This is a genomic window from Streptomyces cyaneus (assembly GCF_004028635.1).
Taxonomy (GTDB): Bacteria; Actinomycetota; Actinomycetes; order Streptomycetales; family Streptomycetaceae; genus Streptomyces; species Streptomyces cyaneus.
In genome coordinates this window covers 176268-191266 of the sequence record NZ_RQJW01000008.1, presented here as the reverse complement: position 1 = coordinate 191266, position 14999 = coordinate 176268, and the positions used below count along the sequence as shown (strand labels likewise).

15 protein-coding genes are annotated in these 14999 nt (G+C 72.4%); 8 read left to right on the top strand and 7 right to left on the bottom strand.

What is annotated here, in order from left to right; translation table 11 throughout:
- Position 1 precedes the first annotated feature (1 nt).
- Genes EHO50_RS29190 through EHO50_RS29165 form a run of 6 tightly spaced genes read left to right on the top strand, consistent with a single transcriptional unit; the run spans position 2 to position 7788 of the window.
- Positions 2 to 1768: a non-ribosomal peptide synthetase gene (locus tag EHO50_RS29190; RefSeq protein WP_128434415.1), complete on the top strand. Its 1767-nt coding sequence runs from the start codon at positions 2 to 4 to the stop codon at positions 1766 to 1768.
- A complete protein-coding gene (locus EHO50_RS29185) occupies positions 1765 to 3057 on the top strand; it encodes a cytochrome P450 (protein ID WP_246101537.1) in 1293 nt (430 codons plus the stop codon). The genes EHO50_RS29190 and EHO50_RS29185 overlap by 4 nt, the downstream gene beginning before the upstream one ends.
- Positions 3058 to 3067: 10 nt before the next feature.
- Complete coding sequence (locus tag EHO50_RS29180) at positions 3068 to 4696, top strand: condensation domain-containing protein (RefSeq protein ID WP_128434201.1); 1629 nt, start codon at positions 3068 to 3070, stop codon at positions 4694 to 4696.
- Positions 4693 to 5976, top strand: a complete 1284-nt coding sequence (locus tag EHO50_RS29175; protein WP_128434200.1) for an ATP-grasp domain-containing protein — start codon at positions 4693 to 4695, stop codon at positions 5974 to 5976. The genes EHO50_RS29180 and EHO50_RS29175 overlap by 4 nt, the downstream gene beginning before the upstream one ends.
- A gap of 37 nt (positions 5977 to 6013) precedes the next feature.
- Positions 6014 to 6388 (top strand): nuclear transport factor 2 family protein, encoded by a 375-nt coding sequence (locus EHO50_RS29170; protein ID WP_128434199.1) that lies wholly within the window; start codon positions 6014 to 6016, stop codon positions 6386 to 6388.
- Entirely contained in the window at positions 6388 to 7788 is a 1401-nt protein-coding gene (locus EHO50_RS29165) for an aldehyde dehydrogenase family protein (RefSeq protein ID WP_128434198.1), read from the top strand. Before EHO50_RS29170 ends, EHO50_RS29165 begins: the two co-directional genes overlap by 1 nt.
- Positions 7789 to 7820: 32 nt before the next feature.
- On the opposite strand, the gene EHO50_RS29160 is transcribed toward EHO50_RS29165, so the two are convergent.
- Positions 7821 to 8675 (bottom strand): alpha/beta fold hydrolase, encoded by an 855-nt coding sequence (locus EHO50_RS29160; RefSeq protein ID WP_128434197.1) that lies wholly within the window; start codon positions 8673 to 8675, stop codon positions 7821 to 7823.
- A gap of 88 nt (positions 8676 to 8763) precedes the next feature.
- Positions 8764 to 8964 (bottom strand): type II toxin-antitoxin system VapB family antitoxin, encoded by a 201-nt coding sequence (locus EHO50_RS29155; RefSeq protein ID WP_128434196.1) that lies wholly within the window; start codon positions 8962 to 8964, stop codon positions 8764 to 8766.
- A gap of 77 nt (positions 8965 to 9041) precedes the next feature.
- Here EHO50_RS29155 and EHO50_RS29150 point away from each other — a divergent pair, with 77 nt between their 5' ends.
- A complete protein-coding gene (locus EHO50_RS29150) occupies positions 9042 to 9767 on the top strand; it encodes an SIR2 family NAD-dependent protein deacylase (RefSeq protein WP_128434195.1) in 726 nt (241 codons plus the stop codon).
- A 46-nt stretch (positions 9768 to 9813) separates the two neighbouring features.
- On the opposite strand, the gene EHO50_RS29145 is transcribed toward EHO50_RS29150, so the two are convergent.
- The 3 genes from EHO50_RS29145 to EHO50_RS29135 form a co-directional block, all read right to left on the bottom strand.
- Positions 9814 to 10101, bottom strand: a complete 288-nt coding sequence (locus EHO50_RS29145) for a hypothetical protein (protein ID WP_128434194.1) — start codon at positions 10099 to 10101, stop codon at positions 9814 to 9816.
- A 100-nt stretch (positions 10102 to 10201) separates the two neighbouring features.
- Complete coding sequence (locus EHO50_RS29140) at positions 10202 to 10690, bottom strand: methylated-DNA--[protein]-cysteine S-methyltransferase (protein WP_128434193.1); 489 nt, start codon at positions 10688 to 10690, stop codon at positions 10202 to 10204.
- Between the two features lie 29 nt (positions 10691 to 10719).
- Positions 10720 to 12198: an AlkA N-terminal domain-containing protein gene (locus tag EHO50_RS29135; RefSeq protein ID WP_128434413.1), complete on the bottom strand. Its 1479-nt coding sequence runs from the start codon at positions 12196 to 12198 to the stop codon at positions 10720 to 10722.
- A 178-nt stretch (positions 12199 to 12376) separates the two neighbouring features.
- Between EHO50_RS29135 and EHO50_RS29130 the strand changes: the two genes are divergently transcribed.
- Positions 12377 to 12745 carry an ArsR/SmtB family transcription factor gene (locus EHO50_RS29130; protein ID WP_128434192.1) on the top strand — a complete coding sequence of 123 codons (369 nt, stop codon included), beginning with the start codon at positions 12377 to 12379 and terminating at the stop codon, positions 12743 to 12745.
- 1 nt (position 12746) lies between these two features.
- On the opposite strand, the gene EHO50_RS29125 is transcribed toward EHO50_RS29130, so the two are convergent.
- Positions 12747 to 13229: a hypothetical protein gene (locus EHO50_RS29125; protein ID WP_246101535.1), complete on the bottom strand. Its 483-nt coding sequence runs from the start codon at positions 13227 to 13229 to the stop codon at positions 12747 to 12749.
- 41 nt (positions 13230 to 13270) lie between these two features.
- Positions 13271 to 14800, bottom strand: coding sequence for an FAD-dependent monooxygenase (locus EHO50_RS29120; RefSeq protein ID WP_128434191.1), 1530 nt, complete (start codon positions 14798 to 14800; stop codon positions 13271 to 13273).
- Positions 14801 to 14999: the final 199 nt, after the last annotated feature.

The following is a 14999-nucleotide window of genomic DNA, read 5'->3' as shown; positions in this document are numbered from 1 at the left end:
CATGCAGAGCATCCAGGGCGTGTTCGCCGAGCGGGTCCGCGAGACACCCGACGCGATCGCGGTCAGCGCCCCCGACGGCGAGCTGACCTACGCCGCACTGGACGCCGGGGCCGACCGGACTGCGCGGCGGTTGTGGCGGCACGGGGTGCGGCGCGGGGACGTCGTCGCCGTCCACGCCGAACGCTCCGCCGCGGCGGTGGTGATGCTTCTGGCCGTGCTGAAGGCCGGCGCGGCCTTCCTGGCGCTGGACGCCCGGCAGCCCTTCGAACGGCGGCAGACGATCCTCGACGACGCCTCGGTGAAGGTGGTGCTGTCACCACCCCACCTGGCGGCCGAGATGTCGCCCCACGGCCGTACGGTGCTCACCCCGGACGACGGAGTGCAGGCGGACGACGACCCGGCCGTGGTGCCGGCCGCCACGACGGGACCGGACGACATCGCCTACGTCGCCTACACCTCGGGGTCCACCGGCCGTCCCAAGGGGGTGTGCGTTCCGCACCGGGCGGTGCTGCGCCTGGTGGTCGGGACGGACATCGCCGATCTTCGCGGGGACGACGTGTTCCTCCAGTTCGCGCCCCTCGCCTTCGACGCGTCCACTTGGGAGGTCTGGGGGGCGCTGCTGACCGGGGCGCGGCTCGCCGTGGCCCCGCCCGGGCAGCTGTCCGCCGCCGAACTGACCGCGTACGCGGGCCGCGAGGGTGTCACGGTGATGTGGCTGACCGCCGGCCTGTTCCACCAGGTCGTCGACACCGGTCTGGACGACCTCCGCGGGCTGCGCTGTCTCCTGGCGGGTGGCGACGTGCTCTCCGCGCCGCATGTCGCCCGCGCCGTCGCCGCCCTGCCCGAGACCACCGTCGTCAACGGGTACGGCCCCACGGAGAACACCACGTTCAGCTGCTGCCACCCCGTGCGGAAGGCGCCCACCACCCCCACGGTCCCGATCGGCCGGCCGATCAGGGGCAGCGGGGCACGGGTCCTGGACGAGCGGCTGCGCCCTGTGCCGGACGGCGAGGAGGGCGAGCTGTACGTCACCGGTGAGGGCCTGGCCCACGGCTATCTAGGGGACCCGGGACGGACGGCCGAGCGGTTCGTGGCCGACCCGTACGCGCAGCAGCCCGGGGCCCGTATGTACCGCACCGGAGACCGGGTACGGCGGCTGCCCGACGGCACGCTGGAGTTCCTCGGGCGCGACGACGACCAGGTCAAGATCCGAGGCTTCCGGGTCGAGACCGGCGAGGTGGAGTCGGCGCTGGCCGCGCTGCCCGACGTGGCCCGGGCTGCGGTCGTCGTCCAGCGGGCACCGTCCGGGGAACGCCGGCTGATCGGCCATGTGGTCGCCGCCGACGGCGGTCACCTCTCCGCGCTGGACGTGCGGGAGCGGCTGGAGCGCGTGCTGCCGGACTACTGTGTGCCCGCCCTGGTGCGGATCGTCGACACGCTGCCGCTCACCGCGAACGGCAAGGTGGACCGTGCCGCCCTGGCCGCCGCGTCGGTGCTGGACAGGCCCGAGCTGAGCGCACCCCACCGGGCGCCCGAGTCGCCGTTGGAGCACGCGATCGTCCAGCTGTGGACGGACCACATCGGCGTCGTCGGCATCGGCGCCGACGACGACTTCTTCGAGATCGGCGGGCATTCGCTGCTGGCCGTCACGATCCTGGGCGAACTGCGGCGGGCGTACGGCGTCGAGATCTCGCCACGCTCCCTTTATCTGGACCCCAGCCCCGCCGGGCTGGCCCGTGCCGTGGCGGAAGCGAGGTCGCGATCGTGACGGAGAACCCGGCGGGCGGCTGGTCCGCGACCGACCTCGACGCGGTGGACCTGGACGACGTCGACCTGTTCGACGCGGGCTTCCACGCCGCGGGCGACCCCCATCTGGTGTGGGCGGCGATGCGGCGCCGGGCGCCGCTGCACCGCCAGGAACTGCCCGACGGACGGGCCTTCTGGTCGGTCACCCGCTATGAGGACGCCTGCCGGGTGCTCGGTCAGCACCGCGAGTTCACGTCCGAGCGGGGCAGCCTCCTCCAGCAGCTCGGGCGGGGTGACGCGGCGGCCGGCAAGATGCTCGTCGCCACGGACCCGCCCCGCCACGGCGAGCTGCGCCGGCCGCTGCGCGCCCTGTTCAGCGGCGCGTCGCTGGCGGCGACGGAGCAGCGGATCCGGGCGGCCGTGCACGCGGTCCTGCGCTCCGTCGCCGACGACGAGACATGGGACGTGAGCGAGCAGGCCGCGCTGCTGCCCATGGCTGCGGCCGCGGCTCTGATGGACCTGCCCGAGGAGGACTGGCCGGATCTCGTGCGGTGGACGGGCATGGCGGCGGCGCCCGACGACCCGGTGCACCGCACGGGCAGCAGCGCCGCGACGCTCGCCATCGCGCATCACGAGCTGTTCGAGTACTTCGCGCGCGAGGCCCGGTCCAGGGCCGGCACCGAGGGCGAGGACCTCATCCGGCATCTGACGTCCGTCTGTGTGGACGGGACCGCGCTCACCCGGGACGAAGTCGTCGTCAACTGCTACAGCGTGCTGCTCGGTGCGAACGCCACCACTCCGCACACCGCGGCGGGCACCGTGCTCGCGCTGGCCCGGAACCCGCAGGTGTACCGGGCGGTGCGAGAGAACCCGGAACTCGTCCCCGCGCTCGTCGAGGAGGGACTGCGCTGGACGTCTGCGGCCGGCTCCTTCCTGCGGCACGCGGTCCAAGACGTCGAACTGAGCGGTGGCCTGGTGCCCGCCGGGGACGCCGTGGCGGTGTGGGTCGGCTCCGCAAACCGAGACGAGACCGTCTTCGCCGACCCGGAGCGCTTCCTCGTGCCCCGGCCCGACAACCGGCACATCGCGTTCGGCTACGGCCCCCACTACTGCCTGGGCGCGGCCGTCGGCCGGCTGACCCTGCGCGTCCTGTTCGAGGAGATCGTCGCCTTGGTCGAGGAGTTCGAGCCGACCGGGCCGCCGCGCCGGCTCGCGTCCAACTTCGTCGCGGGCTTCACCCGACTGCCCGTCCGCACCCGGCTGCGCGCGGACGCACACCACCGCGTCGCGACCCGGGCCCGTCCGCTCTGAGGGGGAGCCCATGACTGTCTCCGTCACCGACCTGCTGCTGGACCTCGTGCGCACGCACCTGGGCGACGAGGAGATCGGCCCGGACGACGACTTCTACGCGATGGGCGGGGACTCGCTCACCGCGCTGCGCGTCGTCACCGAGGCGCAGAGCCGGGGCCTGTCCGTCTCCCTGCGGGACCTCCTGTACTACCCGACGGCCCGGGAACTGGCGGCCCACATCGAACAGTCCACCGCCGGGCAGACCCCCGTGGCAGCCGCGTCCGGTGCTGCCGGGCCGGCCCCCGAAGGTCTGCTCGACCCGGCCGACCGGGCCCTGGTGCCCGACGGAGTCACCGAGGCGATACCGGCCTCGGCGCTCCAGGTCGGGATGATCTACCTGTGCGAGGCCAGCGGGGATCCGGAGCTGTACCACTCCAGGACGGGCTGGCGGACCCGGGCCGCCTTCGACGAGGCACTGTTCCGCGAAGCGCTGACCGAGGTGACCCGCCGCCACCCGGCGCTGCGCACCTCCTTCGACCTCGGGACCTTCTCGGTGCCCGCTCAGCTGGTGTGGGCCCAGGCAGAGCCGCGGCTCACCGTCGAGTCGGCCGACGCGGACGGGCCGCACGCGGCGGCCGAGATGGCCCGGCGGTGGAGCGCGGAGCAGGTGAACCGCCCCTTCGACTGGAGCGGCGCGCCGCTGCTGCGCTGCCATGTCGTGACCGAGCGGGACTCCTTCCAGGTGGCGCTGTCCTGCCACCACACCATCGCCGACGGCTGGGGGCTGGGCCGGCTGATCGTGGACCTGCTCACGGTGTACGACGCGTTGCTGCGCGGTGTCGCCCCCGGTCTGCCGCAGCCGCCCGCCGGCGCCCACCGGGACTTCGCCGCCGCCGAGGCCGCGGCGCTCGCCTCCTTGGAGGCGGCGGAGTTCTGGCGGACCGAGGCGGACGTGCCCGTGCTGCTGATCGACCCGGCCGTCCGTCCGGCCGCGGCGAACGCGATCGACCAGCACGCCTTCGGCCTGGAGCCGGAGCTGGTCGAGGCGTTGCGGTCCGCGGCGCGGCGCTCGGGGGCGTCACTCAAGGCCTTCGTGCTGGGCGTGCACGCCTGGACGCTCGGCGCCTGGCTGGGCCGCGACGAGGACGTCGTCACCGGCGTGGTGGTCAGCACCCGCCCGGAGACGGCGGACTCCGACCTGGTGGTGGGCCTCCACCTGAACACGCTTCCCATGCGGTTCGCGCGGACCGCGGCGACGTGGGCGGATCTCGCCGGGGACGCGATGACGGCGGAGCGGCGGTCCATGCCCCATCGTGCGTTTCCGCTGGCCGAGATCGAGAACCGTCTCGGCCGTCCGGCCTTCGACGTCACGTTCAACTACACCGACTTCCACCTTTACGACGGTCTCACCGGCCTGACCGCCCTGCGCGCCGACGGCTGGTGGATGGCGGGCAAGCCCAGTTTCCCGTTCCGCGTCGACTTCGAGGTGGACGGGCTGGAGGACGGCAGCCGCGTCGTCGTGGACTTCGACCCCGAACTGGTCGATCCGGGGCGGGTGGGGCGTTACGCCGAGCTGTACCGGCAGGCGCTGGCCGCCGCGGCCGAGGACCCCTTGGCCCCGGCCGGACTGCCCTCCGTGACGCGGGCGGTGCGCGCATGACGAAGGGTCGGCCGGTCGTCGCCGTCGTCTACGACAAAGGAGCCGTGGCCGCCGGTGACATCGCCGTCGGGCTGCGGGACCTCGCGGACATCGTGTTCGTCGTGGCACCCACCGATCATGTGACGCGGCTCGGGGAGGTGCTGGGCACCCTGGGCGCCGTGCTCCCGCTCACCGGCGACCCGGTGGCCGACGCCGCCGCGCTACGCGCGCACGAGCCGTCCGCGCTGGTCACCTTCAGTGAGCCGATGCTGCGCACCGCGGCCCGGCTCGCCGCCGATCTCGCTCTGCCCTTCCACGACGAGGACACGGCCCGGCTGCTCACCGACAAGGTCCGCCAGCGTCGGCGGTTGCGGGAGGCCGGCGTCGACGAGGTGCGCAGCGAGCCGCTGCGCGGTCCGCGGGACTGGCCCGCGGCGGTCGCGAAGGTCGGTCTTCCCGCGATCGTGAAGCCTGTCAGGGGCGAGGGCAGCCGCAACACCCACGCGGTGCACGACGCCGGCACGGCCCCGGCGCTGCTGGCGGAGCTGTTCGCCGCGGTGCGCGCGTCTCCCGGCCGGGAGGCGCTGTTCGTCGTCGAGGAACTGCTGGTGGGCAGGCCCGGCCTGGCGTCGGGTGACTACGTGTCCGTGGAGAGCCTGTGCGGCCCCGACGGGGTCGTCCACTTGGCGCTGACCGGTAAGTTCCCGCTGGTAGACCCGTTCCGGGAGCCCGGCCAGTACTGGCCGGCCCAGGTCTTGGACGCCGAACGACGGGAGATCCTCGATCTGACGACTCGGGCGCTCATGGCCCTGGGCGTGCGCACCGGCCTGACCCACACCGAGATCAAGCTGACCCCGTCGGGACCGCGGATCATCGAGGTCAACGGACGCGTCGGCGGACACATCAACGAGCTGTCCCGGCGGGCCTGCGGAGTCGACCTGGTGCGGCTCGCGGGCCGGCAGGCACTGGGCGAGGACGTCGAGGCCGGCGAACTGCTACCGGAGCGGGTGCACTTCCAGCATCACGGGCTCGCACCGGTCACCCCCTGCCGCTTCGTCACCGTCCACGGTCGGCGGGAGGTGCGGCAGGTGGACGGGATCTCCGGGTACCGCACCTTCGTGCGGCCCGGCGACGAACTGCCCGGCGGGGTGATGACCCACGAGATGGACATTCTGTGGGGCGCCTGCGACGACCACGACGCGATGACCGCCGTGATCGCCAAGGCCCTGGCGGTGCTCACCTACGAATTCGAGGACGCGAACGGCATCCGCCGGGTGCCCGCCGCGTCCCTGCTGGCCTGACGCGGGTTCACGAAACCCTCTGCGCAGAGAGGAAGACATGGCTGCACCGACGACCGTCACCCGGTCGGCCGAGAGCCTGGTGACCGAACTCTTCTCCATCATCGACGCGGCACGCTGGGACGACCTCAGCAGGGTCTTCGCCGAGGACTGTGTCTACGATCGCCCCGGCTACGAGCCCCTGCGGGGCTTGGCGCGGATCGAGCGGTTCTACCGCGTCGAACGCGTCATCGCCTCCGGGCGCCATCATGTGCTGCACATCGTCAGCGACCTGGAAGCCGCCGCCTGCTGGGGCAGGTTCGTGGGCACGAGCCGGACCGGTGGGCCCCTGGACGAGCAGTTCGCGGACACGTACACCGTTCGCGACGGCCGGATCGTCAGCCGTCGTACGTACTTCTTCCGGCCGGCGATCTGATGGTCACCGAGACGAGACGCGAGGCGGTCACGGCCGTGGTCGATCCCCGTACGGGGCGGCCTGTCGGTGAGGTTGCGCTGCTGTCGGCGGCGGACGTACCGCGGGTCGCGCGAACGGCCGCGGCGGCGGCGCCGGGCTGGGCGGGGACGACCGTGGACCACCGGGCCCGCAAGATCCGGGATCTCGCCGACGCCCTGGCCCGTCGACTGCCCGGCCTGGCGCCCCGGTTCAGCCAGGAACACGGCAAGACGCCGGCCGAGGCGATGGCGGAGCTGGAGCGGGCGGTGGAGACCCTGCGGTGGAGCGCCGACGCCGCTCTCGAGGTCTCCCGGCCCACCTCGCTGCCCGAACGCGGCGGGATCGCGCGTGAGGTCGTGGTGGACCCGGCCGGCCCGGTGTTGGCGATCGTGCCGTGGAACTTCCCTGCCGTGGTCCTCGCCCGCAAGCTGGGCCCGGCGCTCGCCATGGGCTGCTCCGTCGTCGTCAAGGGCCCCGAGGAGGTTCCGTGCGTCCCTGCCGCGATGGCCCGTGCGGCGGCCGAGGCCGGGCTGCCCGACGGTCTGGTCCAGGTGGTGCACGCGGCTCCGGCCGACGCCGAGGCGCTGGTACGCCGCCCGGAGTTCCGGCGCGTCACCTTCACCGGCTCCACCCGCGTGGGCCGCCTGGTGGCCGCGGCCGCGGCGGAGCAGCTCACTCCGTGCGTTCTCGAACTGGGCGGCCATGCCCCGGTCATCGTGACCGACGACGCGGATCTCGACGCCGCCGTGGACGCCCTGGCGATCGCCAAGTTCGGGTCGACCGGGCAGAGTTGTGGAGCGCCGAGCCGTTTCATCGTGCAGGAGCGCGTCGCCGACGACTTCGTGCGGCGCCTGGTACGGCGCGCGCCCGCCCCGGACAGCGAACCGGGGGGCACGATGGGGCCGTTGAACAATGCCCGCCGCCGAGACGCGGTGCACTCCCTGGTCGAGGACGCCGTGCGCGGCGGCGCGCGTCTGGTGCTCGGTGGGCGTATTCCCGATACGCCCGGCTTCCACTACCCGGCCACCGTGCTCTGCGATGTGCCGCCGCAGGCGCGGATCCTGCACGAGGAGCCGTTCGGCCCGGTCGCGCCGGTCATGCGCTACCGCGATGACGCCGAGGCCCTCACGCTGGCCAACAGCAGCGCGTACGCGCTGTCCGCGTACGTCTACGGCGAGCCGGGCCGCGCACGTGAGCTGGCGGGGCTGCTCGACGCCGGAAGTGTCGGCGTCAACTGCTCCCCGGGGGCAGCGCCCGACGCTCCGCTGGGCGGACGAGCGGCGAGCGGGTACGGCTATGAAGGCGGGGTACAAGGGCTGTTGTCCTTCGGCGCGTTGAAGGTGGTGCAGCACCTGGCCCGGCCCACGAGCGACGCCCCCTGACGAAGCGGAGGCGGGCCTCCGCGGGCCCGGAGTCAGTCCCTGAGGAAGCTCTCGATCAAGTCCCGGAAGTACTCCGGCCCGTCGAGCCACGGATGGTGGCCGGCGCCCGGAACGGTTTCGAGTCGGCCGTGCCGGTAGAGCGACGCGGTCAGCACGGCCGGCCGGGTACCGGCGACGCAGTCCTCGGCGCCGGCCAGCGCCAGCACCGGGACTGACACCGACCGCAGGAACCGCAGCCGCTCCGCTGCCTCGTGCTCGGCGGGGTTCCCTCGGTAGAACGCCTCGTAGAGCCAGGCGGGAGGCCGGACGCGGTCGGCGTCATGGTGAGCGCGCGTCTCATCCGTCCACCTGCCGTAGAGAAAGGGGGCCAAACGCCGCTGCGCTTCTTCGGCTTCGACGCCTGACACCCCCGTGGCCAGCAGCTCGGCGGCCTCGGCGGCGGAGTCGTACCACGGCTCGTCGGAGCGCCGCGCCCGTAGGGTGGCGACCTCGGCCGCGTCGACCTCCCGCCCGATGCGGCCTGCAGGCGTGACCAGCACGAGACGGCGCACTCCGTTCGCGTAGGAGGCGGCGTGGTGCTGGGCGGTCAGGGCACCTGCCGAGTGCGCCAACACATCCACGGGACCGGCGCCCAGGTGACGACGCACCGCCTCCAGATCATGGACCTGTTCGGTGTACGCGCATCCAGCCGGGTCAGCCGGAACGTCCGAAGCCCCCGCTGCGCGCGCGTCCACCAGGACGAGCGTCCGATGCCGGTCGAGCCCGCCGAGGTTCCCCAGGCTCCGCACGTCCGTTCCCGGCCCACCGGCCAGGCACAGCAGCGGCGGACCCTGCCCGACCATGTGAAACACGATCTTCGTCCCGTCATGTGCCACGGTGTACGGCACTCCTGGACTCCTCCGAGCAGTTGTGAGACGGACAGCACGGCCAGTCGTGCCGACCACTCCGGCGGCGCTCGTGGCGGATGCGGCGGGTTCAGCCCTCTACGTCCCGGGGCTTGGCATCCACCACGCGCAGCGCCTCGTCGCGTTGGGCGAGCCGGGCCTCCGTGCGGTGGCCGCGCTCGATGTAGTCGCGGACGACGAGCTCGACGGCGTCCTGGGGATTGCCGACGCCCGCGAGGACCATGACTTCCACGACGAGTTCGGCATCGAGTGACACGGTGACCTTGGCCATGGCGGGACGCTAGCACCACACCGGCCGGGTCGAATATCCATTCGCCGCCCGCACCGGCCCGTCCTACCCTCGGCACCATGACCAAGCCTCTCGTCGCCGTCCTCAGTGGCGCCGGTATCTCGACCGACTCGGGTATCCCCGACTACCGCGGGCCGAACGGACTGTGGCGGCGGGATCCGGAGGCCGAGAAGCTCGTGACGTACGAGTACTACATGGGCGATCCGGAAATCCGGCGGCGCTCGTGGCAGATGCGGCGGAAGAACCGGACGCTCAAGGCCGAGCCCAACGCGGCGCACCGGGCGGTGGCCGAGCTGGAGCGGGCCGGGGTGCCGGTGCGGGTGATCACGCAGAACGTGGACGGGCTGCACCAGCTCGCCGGGATGCCCGCCCGCAAGGTGCTCGAACTGCACGGCAGCGCGCGCAGTGTGCTCTGCACGAAGTGCCATGTGCGCGGTTCGATGGAGGACGCCCTCGCGCGGGTCGAGGCAGGGGAGGCGGATCCGGCGTGCCTGGAGTGCGGCGGCATCCTCAAGTCGGCGACCGTCATGTTCGGCGAGCGGCTCGATCCGGTGGTCCTCGGTGAGGCGGTCGCGATCACCAAGGCGTGCCAGGTGTTCATCGCCGTCGGCACCAGCCTCCAGGTCCAGCCCGCCGCCGGTCTCGCGGGCGTCGCCGCCGACCACGGCGCCCGGCTCGTCATCGTCAACGCCGAGCCGACGCCGTACGACGACCGCGCCGACGAGGTGATCCGGGAGCCGATCGGCACCGCGCTGCCGAAGTTGCTGCGCGGGCTGGGCGACTAGATGAGGTCCCGGCACATGCGCAGGATTGCCGGGACCTTTTGTACTCTCAGGACTTCCCTGGGGACGAGAACCCGGTATTTCCGAGTTTCCCAGGAGCAATGTGTCCCAACAGCTGGTCTGCGACTCTGGTGACGACGCCGTCTTCCGGCCTCGTTTCGTCATCGCTGAACTCGTCGGTCTCGCCGCCTGTACGGGCAGCGGTGGGGTCGGGTCTGGTGATCGGACCCTCGACGGTGGGATTTGGCTCAGTGGCCGCGGACGCACCGGTCATTCCGATGGTGGCGAGCAGGAACGGCGTGGTGATCGCGATGGCCAGGGCTCTACGTGCACGCATGGCTTCCGCCTTGTCTGGGACAACAGGTCGCCGCCACAGTTCCCCAGCATTCCTTCTGAAAAACCGCAAATCGAACCAACCATTCGTACGGCCGAACGGTCTAGAACAGCGCCGCTGCGCTCTCGAAGTCCAGCAGCCGCTGCTTGCGGTCCAGGCCGCCGCCGTACCCGGTGAGGCTGCCGTTGGCGCCGACGACGCGGTGGCAGGGGACGATGATGCCGATCGGGTTCTTGCCGTTGGCGAGGCCCACGGCACGGGAGGCGGCGGGGTTGCCGAGGGCGTCGGCCAGTTCGCCGTAGGAGCGGGTCTCGCCGTAGGGGATGTGCCGCAGCTGGTCCCAGACCTGACGTTGGAACGCGGTCCCGTTCAGCCGCAGTTCGAGGGTGAACTCCTTCAACTCGCCCGCGAAGTAGGCCTCCAGCTGGTCGACGACCGGCCCGAAGGGCCTCTCGTCGGGCTCGCCGAAGGTCTCCTCGGGTGGGCGATGGCGTTGGCCGGTCATGTAGAGGCCGCTCAGGACGCCGCCCTCGGCGACGAGGGTGAGGGGGCCGTACGGGCTGTCGATGACGGTGTGCTGCTTCGCTGACATGTCCTTGGATCCTGGGTCGTTGTACGGGTTTACACGGGAAGGAAGTTGATCGGGTGGCTGTCCGTCGCCCACAGGTACTGGACGGCGTACGCCCGCCAGGGGCGCCAGGCGGCTGCCCGGGCCGTGAGGGCCGCCGGAGTCGACGGGAGGCCCAACTCCTGGGCGGCACGGCGGATTCCGAGGTCGGTGGGGAGGAAGGCGTCGGGGTCGCCGAGGGCGCGCATCGCGATGACGTCGACCGTCCAGGGGCCGAAGCCGGGCAGTTCCAGCAGCCGGGCCCGGGTCTTGGGCCAGTCGCTGTCCGGGCCCAGGCGCACCTCACCGTCGGCGAGTTGACGCACCAGGGTCGTGAACGTCGTACGGCGCGTGCGGGGCATCGCCAGTGACTCCGGGTCCAGCGAGGCCAGCGCCTCAGGGGCCGGGAAGAGGTGGGTGAGGCCGCCCTCGGCGTCGTCGATCCGCTCGCCGTGGGCGGTGACCAGACGGGCCGCGTGGGTGCGGGCGGCCGCCGTGGAGACCTGCTGGCCGAGCACGGCCCGTACGGCGAACTCCGCCTCGTCGACCGTGCGCGGGACCCGGCGGCCGGGCGCCTTGTCGACCAGGGGGGCGAGCAGCGGATCCGTACGCAACTGGTCGTCGATGGCGACCGGATCGGCGTCCAGGTCGAGCATCCGGCGGCACCGGCTGATCGCGACGGTCAGATCGCGCAGGTCGCCGAGGGTGAGGCGGCAGGCGATGTGGTCGGGCTGCGGGGTCAGGGCCACGATGCCGTGGCCGTACGGCAGCCGGAGCGCGCGCCGGTACGCGCCGTCCCGCCATTCCTCGACGCCGGGGACGGCGGTCGCCGCGAGGTGGCCGAAGAGGTTGTCGGGGTTGAGGGGGGCGCGGAACGGCAGGCGCAGGGTCAGGGCGCCCGCTGTGTTCGCCGGGGTCCCCGGTTTGCTGCGGGGGGCGCGGGCGCGCAGGTCGGTCGGGGCGAGGGCGAAGACCTCGCGCACGGTGTCGTTGAAGGTGCGGATGGAGGCGAAGCCGGCCGCGAAGGCGATGTCCGCCATGGGCAGGGGCGTCGTCTCGATGAGGAGGCGGGCCGCCTGGGCGCGCTGGGCCCGGGCCAGGGCGAGCGGGCCGGCGCCCAGTTCGGCGAGGAGCTGGCGTTCGATCTGCCGGGTGCTGTAGCCGAGCCGGGCGGCGAGGCCGGGCACGCCCTCGCGGTCCACGACCCCGTCGGCGATCAGGCGCATCGCTCGGGCCACGAGGTCGGCGCGCTGGTTCCACTCCGGGGAGCCGGGGCTGGTGTCCGGGCGGCAGCGCTTGCAGGCCCGGAACCCGTCCTGCTGGCAGGCGGCCGCGCTCGGGAAGAACCGCATGTTCTCGGGCTTGGGCGGGACCACCGGGCAGCTGGGCCGGCAGTAGATCCCGGTCGTCACGACCGCCGTGAAGAACCAGCCGTCGAAGCGGGCGTCCTTGGACTGGACGGCGCGCACGCAGCGCTCCGTGTCGATGTGCATCCCCTTCTGCATGCGTCCAGCATCGACCACCGAGGGCCACCGGGGCTGGCGAGAATCCGACATCGACCTCGGCTGTGCTGGGAGCTGCCGGATCACCCGAGCCGGATGACGCGAGCCGAACCCGGCGACACATGAAGAGACATTCATGTGTTCATGTACGATGAGTAAGATACCCGGCATGGGTCATGGAGCCGTCACCGCCGCGCAGGACGCCACCGAGCGCGTACGCCTGGACGCGGCCAACGTAGCCAAGGTGGCCACCACCCTCCAGGCCCTCTCCACCCCCTCCCGCCTGCTGATCCTGGCGCGGCTGCGCGAAGGTCCGCTGCCCGCCACGGAGTTGGCGGCCGAGGTGGGCATGGAGCAGTCCGCCTGCTCGCACCAGCTGCGACTGCTGCGCAATCTGGGCCTGGTGGTGGGTGAACGGCGCGGCCGGTCGGTCGTGTACGCACTGCACGACCACCATGTCGCCGAGCTGCTCGACCAGGCCGTGTACCACGTGGAGCATCTGCGGCTGGGCATCAGCGACGCGGCCGAGGCCGAGTGAGTCACCCGGTCGGCGCGGGAGCCGGGCCCACGCCCCGCAACTGCTGGATCTTTCCGCCCAGTTGAGGACGGAGCCGCTCCAACAACGCCGGTTTCGCGCTGACCACCCAACGGGGGCCGACGAGGTACTTGCCGCCGTAGACGGCAGCCGCGTCCAGCCAGGTCAGCTTGTACTTCTCCTGCGGGAACGTGGTGATGAGGTAGTCGCCCTTCTTCGAGTGGCAGACGCCCTCGCGCAGTTCGTCCGCGTCGGTCCGGATCTTGACCTTGCAGCCCGTCAGGTCGGCGATCACCTCGACCTTCGCCGGTGCCACGACGCCGGCCACGGTGGCGGAGACGTTCGTCGGGCTGCTCTTCGCGGCGGTGCCCGCGTCCTCACTCCCGCTCCCGCCGCACGCGGTTGCCAGGAGGAGAAGAACCAGACTGCCGGCCGCCGTCGCGATACGGCCGATGCTTCCTCGGTCGATTCCTCGATGTGACTGCACGAAAAGTGGTACGGATCAACGCCGGGAGCCGTTCACGTATGTCACGCGGTGTCGATCGGCAGCCAGCGGGCGGCATAGGCCCGCAGCCCCTCCAGGTCGGCACCGCGTGCGACGTAACCGACGTGGCCGTCGGGCCGTACGAGTGCCTGGGCGACGTCCGGCCAGGGGCCGCGGTCGTCGAGGCGGTGCACGGTGATCAGGTCGGCCCGGCCGTCCAGGACGGGGGCGAGCCGCTGGTCCGGCCAGAGGTGCGGCGGGCCGGTGAGGAGCAGGTGCCAGCCGGGGGCGGCGACCTGGGCCTGGAGCCCCTGCGGCAGGTCCGGCAGCCGGTCACCGGCTCGCGGGCCGTGGCGGGGCGGCCGTCCGCCGGTGGTGGAGGCCGGGCTGTGGCGGTAGTGGATGGCGAGTTCGGAGACGGTACGGAAGACCCGCCTGCGGGGCGCCGTCGCACGCACCGCCAACGGGGCGATGCGCGGGATGAGCCGGGCACGGGCGAAGCGGAGGACGGGGTGGGGGCCGGCGCCGATGGCGAACGCGCGGTCGGTGAACCGCCGTACCTCGCGGCCGACCGGGGCGCGTTCGATGCCGTACGTCTCCAGCAGTTCCTCCGGTGCGGCGCCCCGGCACACGAGGGCGATCTTCCAGCCCAGGTTGAGGGCGTCCTGGATGCCGGTGTTCATGCCCTGCGCCCCGGCCGGGCTGTGGATGTGGGCCGCGTCGCCGGCCAGGAAGCAGGGGCCGGAGCGGTAGCGGGCGGCACCGCGGTTGTGGAGCCGGAAGTCGGTCATCCAGACCGGATCCCGCAGCACCAGTCCCCGAGCCCCGTACCGGTCGGCGATCTGCTGCAGGAGCGGCAGCGTCACCTCGTCGGCCGGGGCGTCGGACGGCCGGATGGCGAGCATCCGCCAGGGTGCCGGCGAGCCGAGCGGGAAGAAGATCAGCATGCCGGCCCCCGTCATGTACGTGTGCACGGCACCCGGCTCCAGCCCGTCGACGTCCAGGTCGGCGAGCAGGTACGTCTGCGGATAGGCGTAGCCCTCGAAGTCGATGCCCGCCTGGGCTCGCACGGTGCTGTGGGCGCCGTCGCAGCCGACGACGTAGCGCGCCACCACGTCTTCCTCCGCGCCGTCGCGGCCGCGCAGCCGGCAGAGGGCATGTGGACCCTGCTGATCCAGCCGGACCAGCTCCGTGCCGCGTTCGACAGACACACCCCGCGTGGCCAGGTGCTCCCCGAGGACGCTCTCCGTCTCGGCCTGCGAGAGGAACAGCAGGAAGGGGTACGGAGTGTCCGTGAGCCCGATGTCGAAGAGCGGTACCGACACCGTGCGCCGGGGCAGGTGCAGGCGCAGCCGCATCGCCGGATTGCCGCGGGCCACCAGCCGCTCGGTCACGCCGAAGCCCGCCAGTGCCTCCAGGGTGCGGGGCTGGATGCCGAGCGCCCGGGACTCGCGCACCCGGTCGAGGGAGCGGTCGACGAGGCGGAACGTGATGCCGTAGGCACGCAGTTGCGCGGCGAGCGCGAGCCCTGTGGGCCCCGCGCCCACCAGCAGTACATCCAGCGATACCGGCATGCATCCACGGTAGAAGCTGGGCCTTGAGCACAGCCAACGACCGCGAGACGGTAACCCACCGCATACGAACGGCCGGGGTGGGCCCTCGTTTCTCCCGGCCCCGAGGAGACGGTCTCACCGCGCAGGCGTGATGAACGGTGGTGTTCCACTGCGGGCGGAGTCTGCAATCCTCGTTAGTGATCCCGGGTGAATGTTCCCC